This is a genomic window from Mesorhizobium sp. 43Arga (assembly GCF_053714255.1).
Genome location: NZ_JBSKBO010000004.1, coordinates 325,119 through 341,206, shown reverse-complemented (window position 1 = coordinate 341,206; position 16,088 = coordinate 325,119). Strand labels below are relative to the sequence as shown.

Genomic DNA, 16,088 nt, shown 5'->3' with positions numbered 1-16,088 from the left:
CGTCCTGCGGGATTAGTCTGTGGTGCCGTGATTGCCCATGCCGTCGGCGTCGTCGAGGCGCACGAAGGTCATGCCTTTGGCTTTCAGCGCCAGCAGGCCCTGCACCACACCCTCGCCTGCGGCGTGGGTCGGCTGGTTGATGTGTGAGATGATGACGTCGCCGTCCCTGGCCGCGGCGATGCGCCTTGCGGTTTCCTTGGCGCCCAGCAGCGAACCGCCATCGCCATTGATCGAGAAGCCGGCAATCTTGAAGCCGAGCTTGCGGATCATCGCGATCGCCGAGGGGCTGTATTCGGCAGTGGCGCCGCGGAACCATCTCGGTGCCGGCTCGCCGGTCCTGGCGAGCGCCGCGGCCCCCGACTCGACTTCGGCCAGTACGGCGTCCGGGCTACCGGCGCTCTTTATGCCATAGACCTTCTGCGGCGTGTCGACCGCAGGAATGTGGCGGCCGCCGTGATTTTCCAGTTCGAAAAGGTCCGGATGCGCCCGCATGATCTCGACGGCCGCGGCGTTGCGCTTCAGCCAGATTCCGGTGACGAAAATGGTGGCGGGGATCTTGTTTTCCACCAGCGCCGAGAGAATGCGCGTGTCGGTCTGTCCGTCGCAGGCATCGAGCGTGAGCGCAACGCGGCCGGCTCCGCTTGCCGCGGGCTTGATGTGCAGCGTGGGCTCGACCAGCGTCGCGGCACGGGCGCTGGGTACAGCTACCAACGACATGGCGATCATGCAGAGATGTCTTTGCAGCAGACGCATCAAACCGAATTCCTGACTGGCGATTTCAAGCCGGCATCCAAAGACCCGCATGAAGGCGGAAATCGGACTATGGATAGCAGAAAAATGCATGGCGCGGCAATTTGACTGACCTCGTGCATATGCCATTCGGCAGCCTGACGATCGGTCGCCCTTCAGACAACGCGTTCCCGCTTCATCGCGGTGCGACTACGCAATGCCTTCAGCACGTTCGCGTGAGCTTTCAGACAAAGCCGTAGGCTTTGATCTCCCTATCCGCGCCCCGCTTTTGCCACCTGTACCGCGGCCTGTGCGGCCGCCAGCCTGGCGATCGGCACGCGATAGGGCGAGCACGACACATAATCGAGCCCGACCTCCTCGCAGAAGCGGATCGATGCGGGGTCGCCGCCATGCTCGCCGCAGATACCGAGCTTGATCTCCGGCCGCGTCGCCCTGCCCTTGTGCGCGGCCATACGCACCAGTTCGCCGACACCATCGATGTCGAGCGAGACGAACGGATCCTGCTCGATAATGCCCTTCTGGCGATAGGTTTCCAGGAACGAAGCCGCATCGTCGCGCGAGATGCCGAACGTGGTCTGGGTAAGGTCGTTGGTGCCGAAGGAGAAGAACTCGGCCGTAGCGGCGATGACATGGGCGCGGATCGCCGCGCGAGGCAGTTCGATCATCGTACCGGTGAGGTAATCGATCTTGACGCCGCTCTCTTCCATGACGCTCTTGGCGACCGCATCGATGCGCGCCTTCACATAGTCGAGCTCCTTCACCAGGCCGACCAGCGGCACCATGATTTCGGGGACGACAAGCGCGCCGGCCTTCTGGCCGGCCTCGACGGCGGCCTCGAAAATGGCGCGTGCCTGCATCTCGGCGATCTCGGGATAAGAGACGGCCAACCGGCAGCCGCGATGGCCAAGCATCGGATTGAATTCGTGCAAGGCCTCGGTGCGCTGCCTGAGCTTGTCGGGCGACACATCCATGACGGCCGCGACCTCGGCGATTTCGGCCTCGGTCTTGGGCAGGAATTCATGCAGCGGGGGATCGAGCAGGCGGATCGTCACCGGCAGGCCGGCCATGATCTCGAACAATTCCAGGAAATCCGAGCGCTGCATGGGCAGAAGTTTGGCAAGGGCGGCGCGCCGATCCTTTTCGGCGTCGGCCAGGATCATCTCGCGCATGGCGACGATGCGGGCGCCGTCGAAGAACATATGCTCGGTACGGCAGAGACCGATGCCTTCGGCGCCGAAAGAGCGCGCCATGCGGGCATCGAGCGGGGTCTCGGCGTTTGTGCGCACCTTCATGCGCCGCACGGCGTCCGCCCATTCCATGATGGCGGCAAAATCGCCGGACAGTTCCGGCTGCAGCATCGCCACGGCGCCCTTGAGCACCTGGCCGTTGCCGCCGTCGATGGTGATGATGTCGCCCTTGCGGAAGGTCTGCCCCATCGAGAGCAGCGTGCCGGCCTTGTAATCGACGCGCAGTGAACCGGCGCCGGAAACGCAAGGCTTGCCCATGCCGCGCGCGACGACGGCGGCATGGCTGGTCATGCCGCCGCGCGTGGTCAGGATGCCCTCGGCCGCATGCATGCCGTGGATGTCCTCGGGGCTGGTCTCGATGCGCACCAGGATCGCCTTGCGGCCTTGGGCCTTGAGATCCTCGGCATCGCCGGAGGAAAAGACGATCTCGCCGGTGGCAGCGCCAGGCGATGCCGGCAGGCCAACGCCGATGACGTCGCGCGCGGCTTTCGGATCGATGGTCGGGTGCAGCAATTGGTCGAGCGAGGCCGGATCGATGCGGGCGACGGCTTCCTCCTTGGTGATCAGGCCGTCCCTTGCCATTTCGACGGCAATCTTCAGCGCCGCCTTGGCGGTGCGCTTGCCCGAGCGGGTCTGCAACATCCACAACTTGCCGCGCTCGATGGTGAATTCGAGGTCCTGCATGTCGCGATAGTGCTTTTCCAGGCTGTCGGAGATGGTGACAAAGGACTGGAAGGCATCCGGCATCAGCTTCTGCAGCGACGGCTTGTCGGAGCCGGCGGCGATGCGGGCGGCCTCGGTGATGTTCTGCGGCGTGCGGATGCCGGCGACGACATCCTCGCCCTGCGCGTTCACCAGGAACTCGCCATAGAGCTGCTTTTCGCCGGTCGACGGATTGCGCGTGAAGGCAACGCCGGTGGCCGAGGTTTCGCCCATATTGCCGAACACCATGGCTTGAACGTTGACAGCCGTGCCCCAGCTTTCAGGGATGTCGTGCAGGCGCCGGTAGGTGATGGCGCGGTTGTTCATCCAGCTCGAGAACACCGCGCCGATGGCGCCCCAGAGCTGCTCCTGCGGATCCTGCGGGAACGGCCTGCCGAGTTCTTCCTCGACCTTGGCCTTGTAGAGCGCGATCACACCTTGCCATTCGATGGCCGTCAGTTCGGTGTCGAGCTCATGGCCGAGGCTGGCCTTCTGGTCTTCGAGAATTTCCTCGAACACCTCGTGATCGAGGCCCATGACGACATCGGAATACATCTGGATGAAGCGGCGGTAGCTGTCATAGGCAAAGCGCGCATCGCCGGAATCGGTGGCCAGCGCCTCGACCGTCTCGTCGTTGAGGCCAAGATTGAGCACGGTGTCCATCATGCCCGGCATCGAGGCGCGAGCTCCGGAGCGCACCGACACCAGCAGCAGCTTCGACGGATCGCCGAACCGGCGGTCGGTCAGCCGGCCGATGTGATCGAGCGCAGCCGCGACGTCAGCTTCCAACCCCGCCGGATAGGCGCGGCCATTGGCATAGTAGGCATTGCAGACCTCGGTGGTGATGGTGAAGCCTGGCGGCACCGGCAGGCCCAGGCTGCACATCTCGGCCAGATTGGCGCCCTTGCCGCCCAGCAGATTCTTGTCGCCGGCGCGGCCTTCCGCCGCACCATCGCCAAAGGTGAAAACCCATTTGGTCATGCTTTGCTCTCCGGTTGCAGGAGATTGGAAAGATTGGCGAAACGGAAAGTTCCACCCTGGTCCGACTTTGGAGCGATATGATGCTGCAGTGCGAAAGGCAAGCGCCGGCAGAGCCGTCCCGCCGCTACAATCGATTAAGAAAAAGCCCCGTTCGGGCATGCGGCAAAAAGACTTGCCACCTCACGGTTCGATGACTAGAACATAAAGGGAACAAAGAGGTGCCCCATGAAACTGACTGGAAAACTCGACTATCTGGAAATGCCGGCGACGGGCGGCACGCTGGATCGGTTGAAGGCTTTCTACAGTGCCGCCTTTGCCTGGTCGTTCACCGACTATGGGCCGACCTATTCGGCCTTTGCCGAGGGCCTGGATGGCGGTTTCCAGGCGGATGCCGCGGAAGCACCGGCCAGGCCGCTGCCCGTGCTCTATAGTGCCGACCTCGAGGAGACCCTCGGCGCCGTCGAAAGCGCAGGCGGCATGATCGTCAAGCCGATCTTCCCGTTCCCCGGCGGCCGGCGCTTCCACTTCGTCGATCCGGCCGGCAATGAGCTGGCCGTCTGGGGTCAATAGCCCGCCCGAATGGGGATCCGGCGGCATTGTGGATTGCTCGATTTGGGCGTTCCTGCCATCGCTCATAAGCATTGTGCTTTTCGGCTGCTCTGCTAATAACGCGCCGCACAAGCGACTCTGACGGCTATTGGGGCGTCGCCAAGTGGTAAGGCATCGGTTTTTGGTACCGACATTCCCAGGTTCGAATCCTGGCGCCCCAGCCATCCCATTGCGACCGGATGGTTGCGCCGCGGCATGGTCCGCGCCTGGCCTGGATCGTCCTGCGACTCAAGGCTTCGGACCGACGTCAGCTCTCTTCGAAGATTGTTGGAGCAGATGAAATTTTATTCGGTGGCCATATCGACCGCCTTTGTCGTCACGCTCGTTGCGGTTCTGGTCCTCGCACTGCTGCCAGTACCCGAGCTTCAGGAATTCGGGTTCGATATCGGTTTCGACAATGACAAGCTCAATCACGCCAGCGCATTCGCCACCCTGGCTGCACTTGGAGCTCTTGGCTGGCCCAGGCGCATAGTCACGCTGGTCATCTTCCTGGCGCTGGTCGGGGCCGCGATCGAAGTCCTTCAGGGCACCCCGCTGATAGACCGCGATCTCGACGTGTTCGACTGGGTTGCCGATTGCATCGGCATTGCGGGCGGCCTCGCGGTCGCGCTGTGTGTAAATTGGGTCACGCACCGCAAAGGCTGATGGCCAATCGCATCTGGCCCATGGGCTGGACGGCGACCAGCCGATGCGTCAGCTCGCCTCGCGCATCGCCTCGGCGGCCTGAAGGTCGACCGAAACGAGCTGGCTGACGCCCTGCTCGGCCATGGTCACGCCGAACAGCCGGTCCATGCGCGCCATGGTGATCGGGTTGTGGGTGATGATGACGAAGCGCGTCTCGGTGGTCTTGGCCATCTCGTCCATAAGATTGCAGAAGCGCTCGACATTGTGATCGTCGAGCGGCGCGTCGACTTCGTCGAGCACGCAGATCGGCGCCGGATTGGTCAGGAAGACGGCGAAGATCAGCGACATCGCCGTCAACGCCTGCTCTCCGCCGGACAAGAGCGTCATGGTCTGCGGCTTCTTGCCGGGCGGGCGGGCCAGGATTTCAAGCCCTGCCTCGAGCGGATCGTCGGATTCGATCAGCTGCAATTCCGCCGTGCCGCCGCCGAACAGATGCGAGAACAGCCGCTGGAAGTGGCTGTTGACCACGTCGAAGGCTGCCAGTAGCCGCTCGCGGCCTTCGCGGTTGAGGCTCTGGATCGCCTGCCGCAGCTTGCGGATCGCCTCGATGATGTCCTCGCGCTCGGATACGATGGTCTCCAGCCGATCGGAGAGCTCCTTCTGCTCTTCCTCGGCGCGCAGATTGACGGCGCCGAGCCGTTCTCGCTCGATCTTGAGCCGGTCGAGCTGGCGTTCGATCTCGGCCATCTCGGGCATCGCGTCGTCGGCTTCCAGACCGGTATGGCGGATGACCAGGTGCGGCGGCGTGTTCAGCGTTTCCTGGATGCGCGCCTCGACCTCGAGCCGGCGCTCGTCGGCCGCCGTCAGCCTTTCCTCAGCACGGGCTCGGGTCTCGCGCGCCTCGGCCAGCGACTGGATGGCTGATGTGGCTCCCTTGTCCAGTTCGGCCTGCCGGTTTTCCGCTTCCTGCAGCCGGTCGGCGGCCGCCTTGCGCAAGGTCTCGGCCTCGGTGAGCTGCGACAGCAATGCGCGCCGCTTGGCGTCGATCTCATCGGGCGCATCGGCCAGCCGTTCGCGCTCTGCCTCGGCCTCGGCCTTGCGTTCGCCGAGCGAGGCGATCTGGGTCGAGGCGTTTTCGGCGCGTACCAGCCAGTTGCTGCGCTCGGCCCCGATGGCATCGAGCCGGCGCGTACGCGCCTCGGCCTCGCGCCGCAGCCCTTCATGGACGGCCCGCGCATCGGCAAGCGTGGCGCGGTCGCGCGAGACATTGGCTGAGGACTGTTCGAGCTGCAATTGCAGGTCGCCGAGATCGGGCGCGTCCTGCAGCAGCATTTCGGCTTCGACGAAAGCGGCCGAGGTTTCCTCATGGCTGTCGACGATGCGCGCGCGGGCCTCGTCGAGCGCCGCGCGACGGCTCGCCAGTTCGCCACCGGCCTTTTCGGCCTCGGCCAGCGCGTTGCGAGCCGCGTCCAGCCGGTGCTGGGCGTCGCGTCCGGCCTGGCGCGTGTTGCGTTCGGCCTCGCTCGCCTGGCGAAGCGCCTGCTCGGCCTGCGCCAGCACCTCCTCGGCCTGGCGCAGCACATGCATCGCCTGCACAGCTTCGGCATCGAGTTCGGCGAGCCGGTTCTTCTGCGCCAGCCTTTGCGCCGCGGCTGTCGGCGCATCGGCGCTGGCGGTCAGGCCGTCCCAGCGCCACAGCGCGCCTTCACGGCTGACCAGTCTCTGGCCGGGCGCAAGCAGCGCCTGCAGCCGGCGGCCGTCCGCGGCCTCGACAATGCCAATCTGCGCCAGGCGGCGGGCAAGCTGCGTCGGGGCGCCCACCACGCTCGCCAGGCTCTTGATGCCCTCCGGCAGGGCCGCGTCGCCGGGCTGGATATGGCTTTCGCCCCAATGCGCGGGCGCGCTGCGGTCGAGCGGCACGTCGAGGTCTTCGCCAAGTGCAGCACCCAGTGCCGTCTCGAAACCGCGCTCGACGCTGATCTGCTCCAGCACCGAAGGGAAGAGATCGCCACTGGCGGCATTGAGTATCTTGGCCAGCGTGCGCGCTTCGGTCTCGATCCGCGCCAGCTCGGCCTTGGCGTCCTGAAGCGGCGGGCGGGCAGCACTTTCGGCGGCGCGGGCGTCGATGACCGCCTGCTCGGCCTGCGTCGCGGCGGCCTCGGATTCTTCCAGCAGCGCCATGGCCTGCTCGACAAGTTCCTGCTTCTCGGCCGGATCCGGCAGGCCGGCGACCTTGGAGAGGATGTCCGACAATTCGCGGTCGACTTCGGCGAGTTGGCGGGCGAAGCGGTCGCGGCGCTCGGCGGTTTCGCGCAAAGTCCGTTCGATCTGATGGCGCGAGGCGGCGGCTTCGGCCCGTTCGGCGGTCAGCGCTGCGAGCCTGGCTTCGCTTTGCGCCAGCGTCGATGCCGCCTGTTCGAACGCCGCGCGGGTGGTGGCCTCGCGCTCTGCGGCGCCGGCGTTCTCGGAATTCAGCGTGGCCTCTTCGACGCGCAGACGTTCGAGGACATCGGTATTGTCGCGCACCATCCGCTCCTCGCGGGCGATGTCGCCGTCGAGTTGCTGCAAGCGGCGCTCGATTTCGGCCTGGCGGTTGCGGATGCGCCCGGCCTCCTCCTCGATCTGCGACCTGGCGATCGACAGGCGCTGGAAGGCGGCGGCAGCGGCGGCTTCCGCGTCACGGAGGTCGGGCAGGCGATGAGCGCTGATGCCCTGCTCCTTGGCCGCGTTCATCTGCGCGGCGGCGCGGTCGCCGACCAGTGCCGTGGCAACAGCCAGCGCGGAACGCGCCTCGCCTTCCTGCGTCTTGGCCAGCGTCCAGCGCAGATGCAGCAATGTCGCCTCCGCCTTGCGGATATCGGCCGACAGGTTCTTGAAGCGCGATGCCTGGCGCGCCTGGCGCTTCAGGCTTTCGATCTGGCTTTCCAGCTCGCCGACGACATCGTCCAGGCGTTCCAAATTCTGTTCGGCCGCCTTCAGCCGCAGTTCCGCCTCGTGGCGGCGGGTGTGCAGGCCGGAAATGCCGGCCGCCTCTTCGAGCAACGCACGGCGCGCCTGTGGCTTGGCCTGGATCAGTTCGCCGATGCGGCCTTGCCCCACCATCGACGGCGAGCGCGCGCCGGTCGACTGGTCGGCGAACAGAAGCTGCACATCCTTGGCGCGTGCTTCCTTGCCGTTGATACGGTAGAGCGAGCCGGCCTCGCGCTCGATGCGGCGCGACACCTGCAACTCGTCGGCGTCGTTGAAGGCGGCGGGCGCCGAACGATCACTGTTATCGAGGAAAAGCGTGACTTCGGCGGTGTTGCGGGCCGGCCGCGTGCCTGAACCGGAAAAGATGACGTCGTCCATGCCGGACGCGCGCATGTTCTTGTAGGAGCTTTCGCCCATCACCCAGCGCAACGCCTCGACAAGATTCGACTTGCCGCAGCCGTTAGGCCCGACAATACCCGTCAGGCCGCGCTCGATGACGAACTCGCCGGGCTCGACGAAGGACTTGAAACCAAGGAGGCGAAGGCGCGAAAACTTCATTCGCGCCGCCCCATGGAGATGGGCACGCCGAAGCGCTGCCGCTTCAGCGCTGAGCTAGCGTCAGAGCAGAGGGTCGATGATGGCCGACATTTCCTCAATCGACATCGCCCCTTTGTAGGTCTTACCGTTGATGAAGAAGGTCGGTGTCGAGTCGACCTTGAATTCATTGGCGCCGCGCTTCTGGACCGATCTCACATCGTCCAGAAGTTTCTGGTCCGTCAAGCAGGCCTCGAAGGACTCCTGTGTAAAACCGGCGAGCTTCGAGATTTGCAGCAGCGCGTCCTTGGTGTTCGACACGCCAACCCAGTTCGGCTGCTGCCTGAACAGGACGTCCACCATCGGGAAATAGTTATCCTTGGCGCAGCGCGCCAGCATGAAACCGGCTTCCGCGCTCGGGTCGAACGGGAATTCGCGCAGGATATAGCGCGCCTTGCCGGTGTCGATATACTTCGTCTTCAGCTCCGGGAAGGTGGTTTCGGCGAAATGCGCGCAATGCGGGCAGGTCATAGAGGCGTATTCGACAATGGTGACCTTGGCGTCATCCTTGCCGAGCTGCTTGTCAGGCAGCGCGCCCGGCTTCAGCAGTTCCACCATGTCGACGGTGCCCTGGGACTCGGGAACCTTGGCGGCAGCCGGCGTGGCCGGCTTTGCGGGAGTGGCCGGGTCCGCGGGCTTCACATCCGCCGCCTTGGCCTGTTCGCCGGAGTCGCTGCAGGCGGCGAGCAGAGCCACCGCCGGAATGGCGGCCAGCGAAGACAGGACGTTTCTGCGAGACAGACTTTTGCCGAACGGAGGACGGTTCATACGAATCACCTGACAAGGGTTGAATTTTGCAATGCAAAGGCACGAAAAGGCGAGAGTTGGCGCGAATTAAGGCATCTCCATCCCCAATCCAATCGTGAAACCTGACAAAGGTGATCACGAATGCGAGATGTTGACGACAAATCCATGACTGTCTTCAGGGGGTTTTTGACTTCCTTTCACCCAAAATGGTTGCGCCAAGCCTTTCCAGCGAGGCGCGCAGCCCTTCATCCTCGATCAGTTCGACCGTATTGGACAATCTGGTCTGTTCCGCCGCCGTCAAGGGCCTGAAGGTCGGTTTAGGCCGTCCTTTGTCCGTCGTCACCGGTTTTTGCACGATCCTGATGCGGCCTATTGCCGTAAAGCCGAGGAAAGCGTTGACCCGGTTGATGATCTCGCCGGTCTCATGCTGCAGATGAAGTGCGGCCATGCCTTCGCAGGCAATGACCAGCACTGCCGGCTCGAACGGATCGTCCTCATGCAGGCGGCGCGGCCACTGGATCTTCTCGGGCCGCGAGCGGCTGGCCAGGCGCGGACCGGCGATCTCCTCCCAGGACTGGACGAGACCAATCGAGATGCCTGCCCGTTTGCGCAGCACCGGGTCGAGGATTTTGGTGGCAAGATCGCTCACCGGGACGGGATTGCCGTAGGGCGTTCTCCCTGCCATGTACGTTCTCCAGCCACGACCCCAGCAGATTACCGGCCAGGCCAACACACGATCAATGGCACCAGCAGACCAGACCCGCAAGGCCCAGACACGCCAGGCCCAGACACTTGAGGCCATGCCGGACGACACCGCGTCGCGCCTGCTTGCCTGGTACGACGTGCATCATCGCGAGTTGCCGTGGCGGGTGAGCCCGCGCGAGCATGCACGCGGCGTGCGGCCCGACCCCTATCGCATCTGGCTGTCCGAAGTCATGCTGCAGCAGACCACCGTCGAGGCGGTGAAATCCTATTTCCGCGCCTTTGTCGAGAAATGGCCCGATGTCGAAGCGTTGGCCGCGGCGCCGACCGAGGACGTGATGAAGGCCTGGGCGGGGCTCGGCTATTACTCCCGCGCCCGCAACCTCAAGGCCTGCGCCGATCTGGTGGCGGCGCGCGGCGGCCGGTTTCCCGACACCGAGGCCGGTTTGAGAGACCTGCCCGGCATCGGCGCCTACACTTCGGCGGCGATCACGGCGATCGCCTTCGACCGCCCCGCCGCCGTGGTCGACGGCAACGTCGAACGCGTCATATCGAGGCTGTTTTCGATCGCGACGCCACTCACCGAAGCCAAGGCCGAGATACGCGCCCATGTCGAGGCCATGGTGCCGGCGGCAAGGCCGGGCGATTTCGCCCAGGCGATGATGGATCTGGGCGCCACGATCTGCACCCCGCGCCGGCCGCGCTGCATGCTGTGCCCGCTGCGCGAGAACTGCAGCGCCGTCGTTTCAGGCGACCCTGAAAACTTCCCGGTGCGGCTGCCCAAAGCCGACAAGCCGCAGCGGCGCGGCGCTGCTTTCGTCGCGGTGCGCTCGGACGGGGCCATACTTCTGCGCAAACGGCCGGAGAAAGGTTTGCTCGGCGGCATGACCGAGGTGCCGACAACGGCCTGGACGGCGCGGGTGGACGGCGCCACCACACAGGCGGCGGCGCCCTTTCCCGGCGAATGGCGGCACGCCGGGACAATCACGCAGATCTTCACCCATTTCGCCCTGGAGCTCGAAGTCTTTCACGCCCACGTCAAAGGGGATGCGCCGGCAGGGCATTTCTGGTCGCACGCCCACGAGATTTCCGGAGAGGCCCTGCCCACTGTCATGAAAAAGGCAATCGAGGCTGCGATACCCGGCGCGACGAAAAAGCAACGCCCGCATTGAAAGAGGCTTCATGATCGAGATCCGCCACATCGTTTTCGACATCGGCCGCGTGCTGATCCATTACGATCCAAACATTCCCTTCAGCCGCCTCATCCCCGATGCCGCAGAGAGAAAGTGGTTCTTCGACAATGTCTGCACACATGACTGGAACATCGAGCAGGATCGCGGCCGGAGCTGGGAAGAGGCAGAGGCGCGGCTGATTGCGGACTATCCCGACCATGCGGAAAACATCCGCAATTTCCGCCGCCACTGGCACGACATGGTGCCGCACGCCTATGACGACAGCGTCGCCATCATGCTTGGCCTGATCGAAAGCGGACACGATGTGACCATGCTGACCAATTTTGCCTCCGACACTTTGGCGGAAGCCCGCGAACGCTTCGATTTCCTCAATCGTCCGCGCGGCGTGACCATCTCCGGCGAGATCGGCAAGATCAAGCCGGATCGTGAGATCTATGACCATCACGTGGCTGCGTTCGGGCTCGAACCTTCGGCGACGCTGTTCATCGACGACAGCCAGAAGAATGTCGACGGCGCCAAGGCAGCGGGCTGGCAAGCCGTGCTGTTCACCGACGCCAAGACGCTTCAAGCAGATCTTGAGCGCTTTGGAATCAAGGCGCGATCTGAATCGCTTGCGGCGATCCGCTGAGATCTTGATTCAACGCGATACGCGATAATTCGGCAAGGGTTCAGCCCCCTGCCCGTTCCATGCCGAGACGGGCGATGCGCCGCAGTTCGTCGATCGGGGTCAGCCCGCCGCTGCGCTCATAGTGCCAGAAGGTCCAGCCATTGCAGGCATCCAACCCCTGCACCTCGGCGCCGATCTTGTGGATCGAGCCGGCACTGTCGCCGATCGCCACCGTGCCGTCGGCGCGCACCTTGGCCGCCCAGCGTTTCTTGGCGTCGTAAAGCGTGGCGCCCGGCTGCATCAGCCCGGTGTCGAGCAGGCTGACAAAGGCAACGCGCGGTTCGGCGCGCTTGCCGGTCAAGACCGTCAAATCGGCATCCTCCAGCGGCCGTACCGCATCGATACGCTCGTTGGCGGCGTCGATATAGGCCTGCTCGCGCTCGATGCCGACGAAATGACGGCCGAGGCGTTTGGCGACCGCACCTGTCGTGCCGGAGCCGAAGAAGGGGTCGAGCACGATGTCGCCGGGCTTGGTCGAGGCCATCATGATGCGGGCGAGCAGCGCTTCCGGCTTCTGTGTCGGGTGCAGCTTGTCGCCATTGTCGTTCTTCAGCCGCTCGCCGCCGGTGCAAATCGGAAACAGCCAGTCCGAACGCATCTGGATGTCGTCGTTGGACGCCTTCAGCGCCTCGTAGTTGAAGGTGTAGCCCTTGCCCTTCTGGTCACGCGAGGCCCAGATCATCGTCTCATGCGCGTTCTGGAAACGGCGGCCACGGAAATTCGGCATCGGGTTGGTCTTGCGCCAAACCACATCGTTGAGGATCCAGAAGCCCAGATCCTGCATCTTGGCGCCGACGCGGAAGATGTTGTGATAGGAGCCGATGACCCAGATGGTGCCGTTGGGCTTGAGCACGCGGCGCGCCGCCAAAAGCCAGGCGCGAGTGAAGGCATCGTAAGCCTCAAAATTCTCGAACTGGTCCCAGTGGTCGTCGACCGCGTCGACCTTGGACTGGTCGGGCCGGTGCAGATCGCCCTCAAGCTGCAGATTGTAGGGCGGATCGGCGAAGATGACGTCAACCGACTTTTCTGGCAGGCGGTCGAGGGCCGCGACGCAGTCGCCCTTGAGGATCGTGTCCAGCCATTCGGATTGCTGGGGAGCGTGGGACAACTCGTGGAGAAGACGCACGGCAGACATTTTTACACCCAAGGCACGCGTTACTGTTTACTCCCCGTTATGGTTACCGATCAGCGTAAATATTCGGTGAAGGCTCGCGGATAGGCCCGCCAGGTTTGCGAAGGCCGGGCCATTGGTGTATGCCGCGCCGCCCGAGGCCCTCACGGCCGCTTTCATCCTTTCTTTGTCCGGATCACCATGCCCCAGCCAGACCTTGTCATCTTCGATTGCGACGGCGTGCTCGTCGATTCCGAAATCATCGCCGCGCGGGTCGAGGCCGAACTGATAATGCTCGCCGGATATGAAATCTCGGCCGAGGAGATTGCCGAGAGCTATGCGGGCCTGACGTTCAAGGACATACTGATGCGGATCGAGGAGAAGTCCAAAATCCCGTTCCAGGCGTCGCTGATCGACCGCGCCGAAGAACTCGTCGACCGGAAACTGCGCAGCGACGTTCGTGCCATCGAGGGCGTGCGCGAAGCGGTCGCCTCGGTCACGGCGCAGCGCTGCGTCTGCTCCAACTCACGCTCGGAGCGGATAGAATTCATGCTGGAGAAGGTGCATCTGCTGCCGTTTTTCGCCGGCCGCATCTTCTCGGCGTTGGAAATACCGAGCAAAAGGACCAAGCCTGCGCCGGACGTGTTCCTGCTCGCGGCGGAAAAGCTCGGCGCGAATCCGGCGAACACTTTCGTGATCGAGGATTCCGTGCACGGCGTCGCCGGCGCCAGGGCAGCCGGCATGCGGGTGATCGGCTTCACCGGCGCCAGCCACAGCTATCCAGGCCATGCCGACGCGCTGACCGAGGCCGGCGCCGAGACGGTGATCCGCCGCTGGGTAGAGCTGAAAAGCGTGATCGCGGCGCTGTCGGAATGGTCGGCCGACGCCTGACCACCGTGCGCCGCGACGCTCGTTGCCCCATAAACTACCGGGACTAGACTGCGACTAGTTTATCGCCGCGGCCCTCTTCCTGTGGGTCTTCTTCGGCTTGTCCGGTGCCTTCGGCGCGGTTTCGTCATAGCCGGCATAGGCCTGATAATCCTGCGCCGTCGGCGCTGGCACGACGACATTGGAATCGGTGAAGACGAACTGGGTGGCGACCGAGGGATCGGTGACCTGGACCTGATACTGGTGAATCTGAGAGTAGAGTACGTCGGTGCCGTGCATCACCGCGGTACGGATCGGCATGGTGATGGTGCCGGGCGTAAACTTCGGTCCCGGCACGATCTTGCCGGCAACCGCGATCTTCATGGTCAGCTGGCCATCGGCACGGCTGCAGTCGCGGGTCACGTCGGCAATCGACGCCTGGTAAATGACCCTCGCGGAATCGTCCGGCGGCGTGGCAGCGGCGGCGTCAGCCGCGGCCTGGGCAGCGGCGTCGCCGGTCTTCTTGAGCTTCGGCTTGGCCTTCTTGACCTCATTGGCATAGGTGTTGAAAAACGCCGTGCCGTCGCGCACCGTCACCCGCGGGCAATAGGCATTCAGCTGGCTGGCGAGAATCTTGGGATCCTGCGGGGGCGGTGGTGCCGTCGGGTCCTTCTTGCCAAAACCGAGGTTCAGGATGCCATTGTCGCCCGATTGGCAGCCGGCGGCGGCGAGCATAAAGCCGATGAGCGCAAGACCCGCCAAAAAGCGGCCACTGAGTGTACGAAACGCCATGAAACTGCACTTCCCTCTCGTAAAGCTGGTGACGTATATCAACGCCGCGGCAAAAATGCGACTGGAGCCGGCACAGAAATTAACCACCTTGTGGTGAACGGAAAAGCCAAGCGGCAACGGGACTGAGACATGCAATATGTGAGTACACGCGGGGAAGCACCCGCGCTTGGATTTTCCGACACCGTGCTGGCTGGGCTGGCGCGCGATGGCGGGCTTTACGTGCCGCGCGAGTGGCCGCGGTTTTCAGCTTCCGAGATCCGCGCCATGCGTGGCCTTGCCTATCCCGATCTCGCGATCCGTGTGCTGTCACCGTTCCTTGGCGGCGAAATTGCGGCGCCAGTCTTCGAACGCCTGGTGCGCGAAGCCTACGCCACGTTCCGTCACGAAGCGGTCTGCCCGCTTGTGCAGACCGGCCCCAACACCTTTGTCCTCGAACTCTTCCATGGGCCGACGCTGGCATTCAAGGATGTGGCGATGCAGTTGCTCGCCCGGCTGATGGACCATGTGCTTGCCGAACGCGACCAGCATGCCACCATCGTCGGCGCCACCTCGGGCGACACCGGCGGCGCGGCGATCGACGCCTTTGCCGGGCGCAGCCGCACCGACATCTTCATCCTGTTCCCGCATGGCCGCGTTTCGCAGGTGCAGCAGCGCCAGATGACGACGTCCAAGGCCGAAAACGTCCACGCGCTGGCGATCGAAGGCAATTTCGACGACTGCCAGGGGCTGCTCAAGGACATGTTCAACGACCACGCCTTCCGTGATCGGGTGGCGCTGTCGGGGGTCAATTCGATCAACTGGGCCCGCATCATGGCCCAGATCGTCTATTATTTCTCCTCGGCCCTGTCGCTCGGCGCGCCGGACAGGCCGGTGTCGTTCACCGTGCCGACCGGCAATTTCGGCGATATCTTCGCCGGCTACGCTGCCAAGAAGATGGGCCTGCCGATCGAACGGCTGGTCATCGCCACCAACGACAACGACATATTGGCGCGTACCTTCGCGACCGGCGAATACCGCACCAAGGGTGTCTTTGCGACCACCTCGCCGTCGATGGATATCCAGGTTTCGTCGAATTTCGAACGCCTGCTGTTCGAAGCCTCCAACCGTGACGCGGCGACCGTGCGACGCTACATGGAAGGCCTGAAGCAGTCCGGCGCCTTCACGATAGAAGCCCGCGAAATCAGTGGGATGCGGTCCGAGTTCGACGCCGGCCGTGCCACCATGGACGAGGTCGCCGCCACCATCCGCTCGACGCTCGCGGCCAGCAATTACCTGCTCGACCCGCATACGGCGGCTGCCGTGCATGTCGCGGCGGGCAGGGCGGCAAGAGCCGTGCCGATGGTGGTGCTGGGCACGGCGCACCCGGCAAAATTCCCGGCCGCCGTCGAGGCCGCCAGCGGCGTCTCGCCGGCCCTGCCCGCATGGCTAGGGGGATTGATGACATTTGAGGAAAAATACACGGTACTTCCATCCGACCTGAAAATGGTGGAAGATTACGTCAGCCGCCGCGCGCGGGCGGCGCGTTAGGGAGT

Annotated in this window: 13 protein-coding genes and 1 tRNA gene; 7 read left to right on the top strand and 7 right to left on the bottom strand. The window is 64.2% G+C overall.

Going from position 1 to position 16,088, the window contains the following annotated elements; genetic code table 11:
* Positions 1–12 precede the first annotated feature (12 nt).
* The gene (locus ACWGS8_RS17285) at positions 13–753 is read right to left on the bottom strand and encodes a polysaccharide deacetylase family protein (RefSeq protein WP_454582063.1); all 741 of its coding nucleotides are present in this window, start codon (positions 751–753) and stop codon (positions 13–15) included.
* 248 nt (positions 754–1,001) lie between these two features.
* On the bottom strand, positions 1,002–3,680 hold the full coding sequence (ppdK, locus tag ACWGS8_RS17280) for a pyruvate, phosphate dikinase (RefSeq protein ID WP_454582062.1): 2,679 nt from the start codon (positions 3,678–3,680) through the stop codon (positions 1,002–1,004).
* A gap of 225 nt (positions 3,681–3,905) precedes the next feature.
* Here ppdK and ACWGS8_RS17275 point away from each other — a divergent pair, with 225 nt between their 5' ends.
* From ACWGS8_RS17275 to ACWGS8_RS17265, 3 genes are all read left to right on the top strand, one after another.
* The gene (locus ACWGS8_RS17275; protein ID WP_454582061.1) at positions 3,906–4,250 is read left to right on the top strand and encodes a VOC family protein; all 345 of its coding nucleotides are present in this window, start codon (positions 3,906–3,908) and stop codon (positions 4,248–4,250) included.
* 128 nt (positions 4,251–4,378) lie between these two features.
* Positions 4,379–4,453 (top strand) — tRNA-Gln (locus ACWGS8_RS17270).
* 112 nt (positions 4,454–4,565) lie between these two features.
* Positions 4,566–4,934 (top strand): hypothetical protein, encoded by a 369-nt coding sequence (locus ACWGS8_RS17265; protein ID WP_454582060.1) that lies wholly within the window; start codon positions 4,566–4,568, stop codon positions 4,932–4,934.
* Positions 4,935–4,982: 48 nt separating this feature from the next.
* On the opposite strand, the gene smc is transcribed toward ACWGS8_RS17265, so the two are convergent.
* From smc to ACWGS8_RS17250, 3 genes are all read right to left on the bottom strand, one after another.
* Positions 4,983–8,441, bottom strand: coding sequence for a chromosome segregation protein SMC (smc, locus tag ACWGS8_RS17260; protein WP_454582059.1), 3,459 nt, complete (start codon positions 8,439–8,441; stop codon positions 4,983–4,985).
* 60 nt (positions 8,442–8,501) lie between these two features.
* Entirely contained in the window at positions 8,502–9,245 is a 744-nt protein-coding gene (locus ACWGS8_RS17255) for a DsbA family protein (RefSeq protein ID WP_454582058.1), read from the bottom strand.
* Positions 9,246–9,399: 154 nt separating this feature from the next.
* Entirely contained in the window at positions 9,400–9,909 is a 510-nt protein-coding gene (locus tag ACWGS8_RS17250; protein ID WP_454582057.1) for a DUF721 domain-containing protein, read from the bottom strand.
* Positions 9,910–9,964: 55 nt separating this feature from the next.
* Here ACWGS8_RS17250 and mutY point away from each other — a divergent pair, with 55 nt between their 5' ends.
* Both mutY and ACWGS8_RS17240 read left to right on the top strand, forming a co-directional pair.
* Entirely contained in the window at positions 9,965–11,098 is a 1,134-nt protein-coding gene (mutY, locus tag ACWGS8_RS17245; protein WP_454582056.1) for an A/G-specific adenine glycosylase, read from the top strand.
* A gap of 10 nt (positions 11,099–11,108) precedes the next feature.
* Entirely contained in the window at positions 11,109–11,747 is a 639-nt protein-coding gene (locus tag ACWGS8_RS17240; RefSeq protein WP_454582055.1) for an HAD family hydrolase, read from the top strand.
* Positions 11,748–11,787: 40 nt separating this feature from the next.
* On the opposite strand, the gene ACWGS8_RS17235 is transcribed toward ACWGS8_RS17240, so the two are convergent.
* On the bottom strand, positions 11,788–12,921 hold the full coding sequence (locus ACWGS8_RS17235) for a DNA methyltransferase (protein WP_454582054.1): 1,134 nt from the start codon (positions 12,919–12,921) through the stop codon (positions 11,788–11,790).
* A 177-nt stretch (positions 12,922–13,098) separates the two neighbouring features.
* Between ACWGS8_RS17235 and ACWGS8_RS17230 the strand changes: the two genes are divergently transcribed.
* Positions 13,099–13,788 carry an HAD family hydrolase gene (locus tag ACWGS8_RS17230; protein WP_454582053.1) on the top strand — a complete coding sequence of 230 codons (690 nt, stop codon included), beginning with the start codon at positions 13,099–13,101 and terminating at the stop codon, positions 13,786–13,788.
* 54 nt (positions 13,789–13,842) lie between these two features.
* Here the strand turns inward: ACWGS8_RS17230 and ACWGS8_RS17225 are convergent, their stop codons facing one another.
* The gene (locus ACWGS8_RS17225; RefSeq protein WP_454582052.1) at positions 13,843–14,556 is read right to left on the bottom strand and encodes a hypothetical protein; all 714 of its coding nucleotides are present in this window, start codon (positions 14,554–14,556) and stop codon (positions 13,843–13,845) included.
* A 129-nt stretch (positions 14,557–14,685) separates the two neighbouring features.
* On the opposite strand from ACWGS8_RS17225, the gene thrC reads away from it, so the two are divergent.
* Positions 14,686–16,083, top strand: a complete 1,398-nt coding sequence (gene thrC, locus ACWGS8_RS17220; RefSeq protein ID WP_454582051.1) for a threonine synthase — start codon at positions 14,686–14,688, stop codon at positions 16,081–16,083.
* Positions 16,084–16,088: the final 5 nt, after the last annotated feature.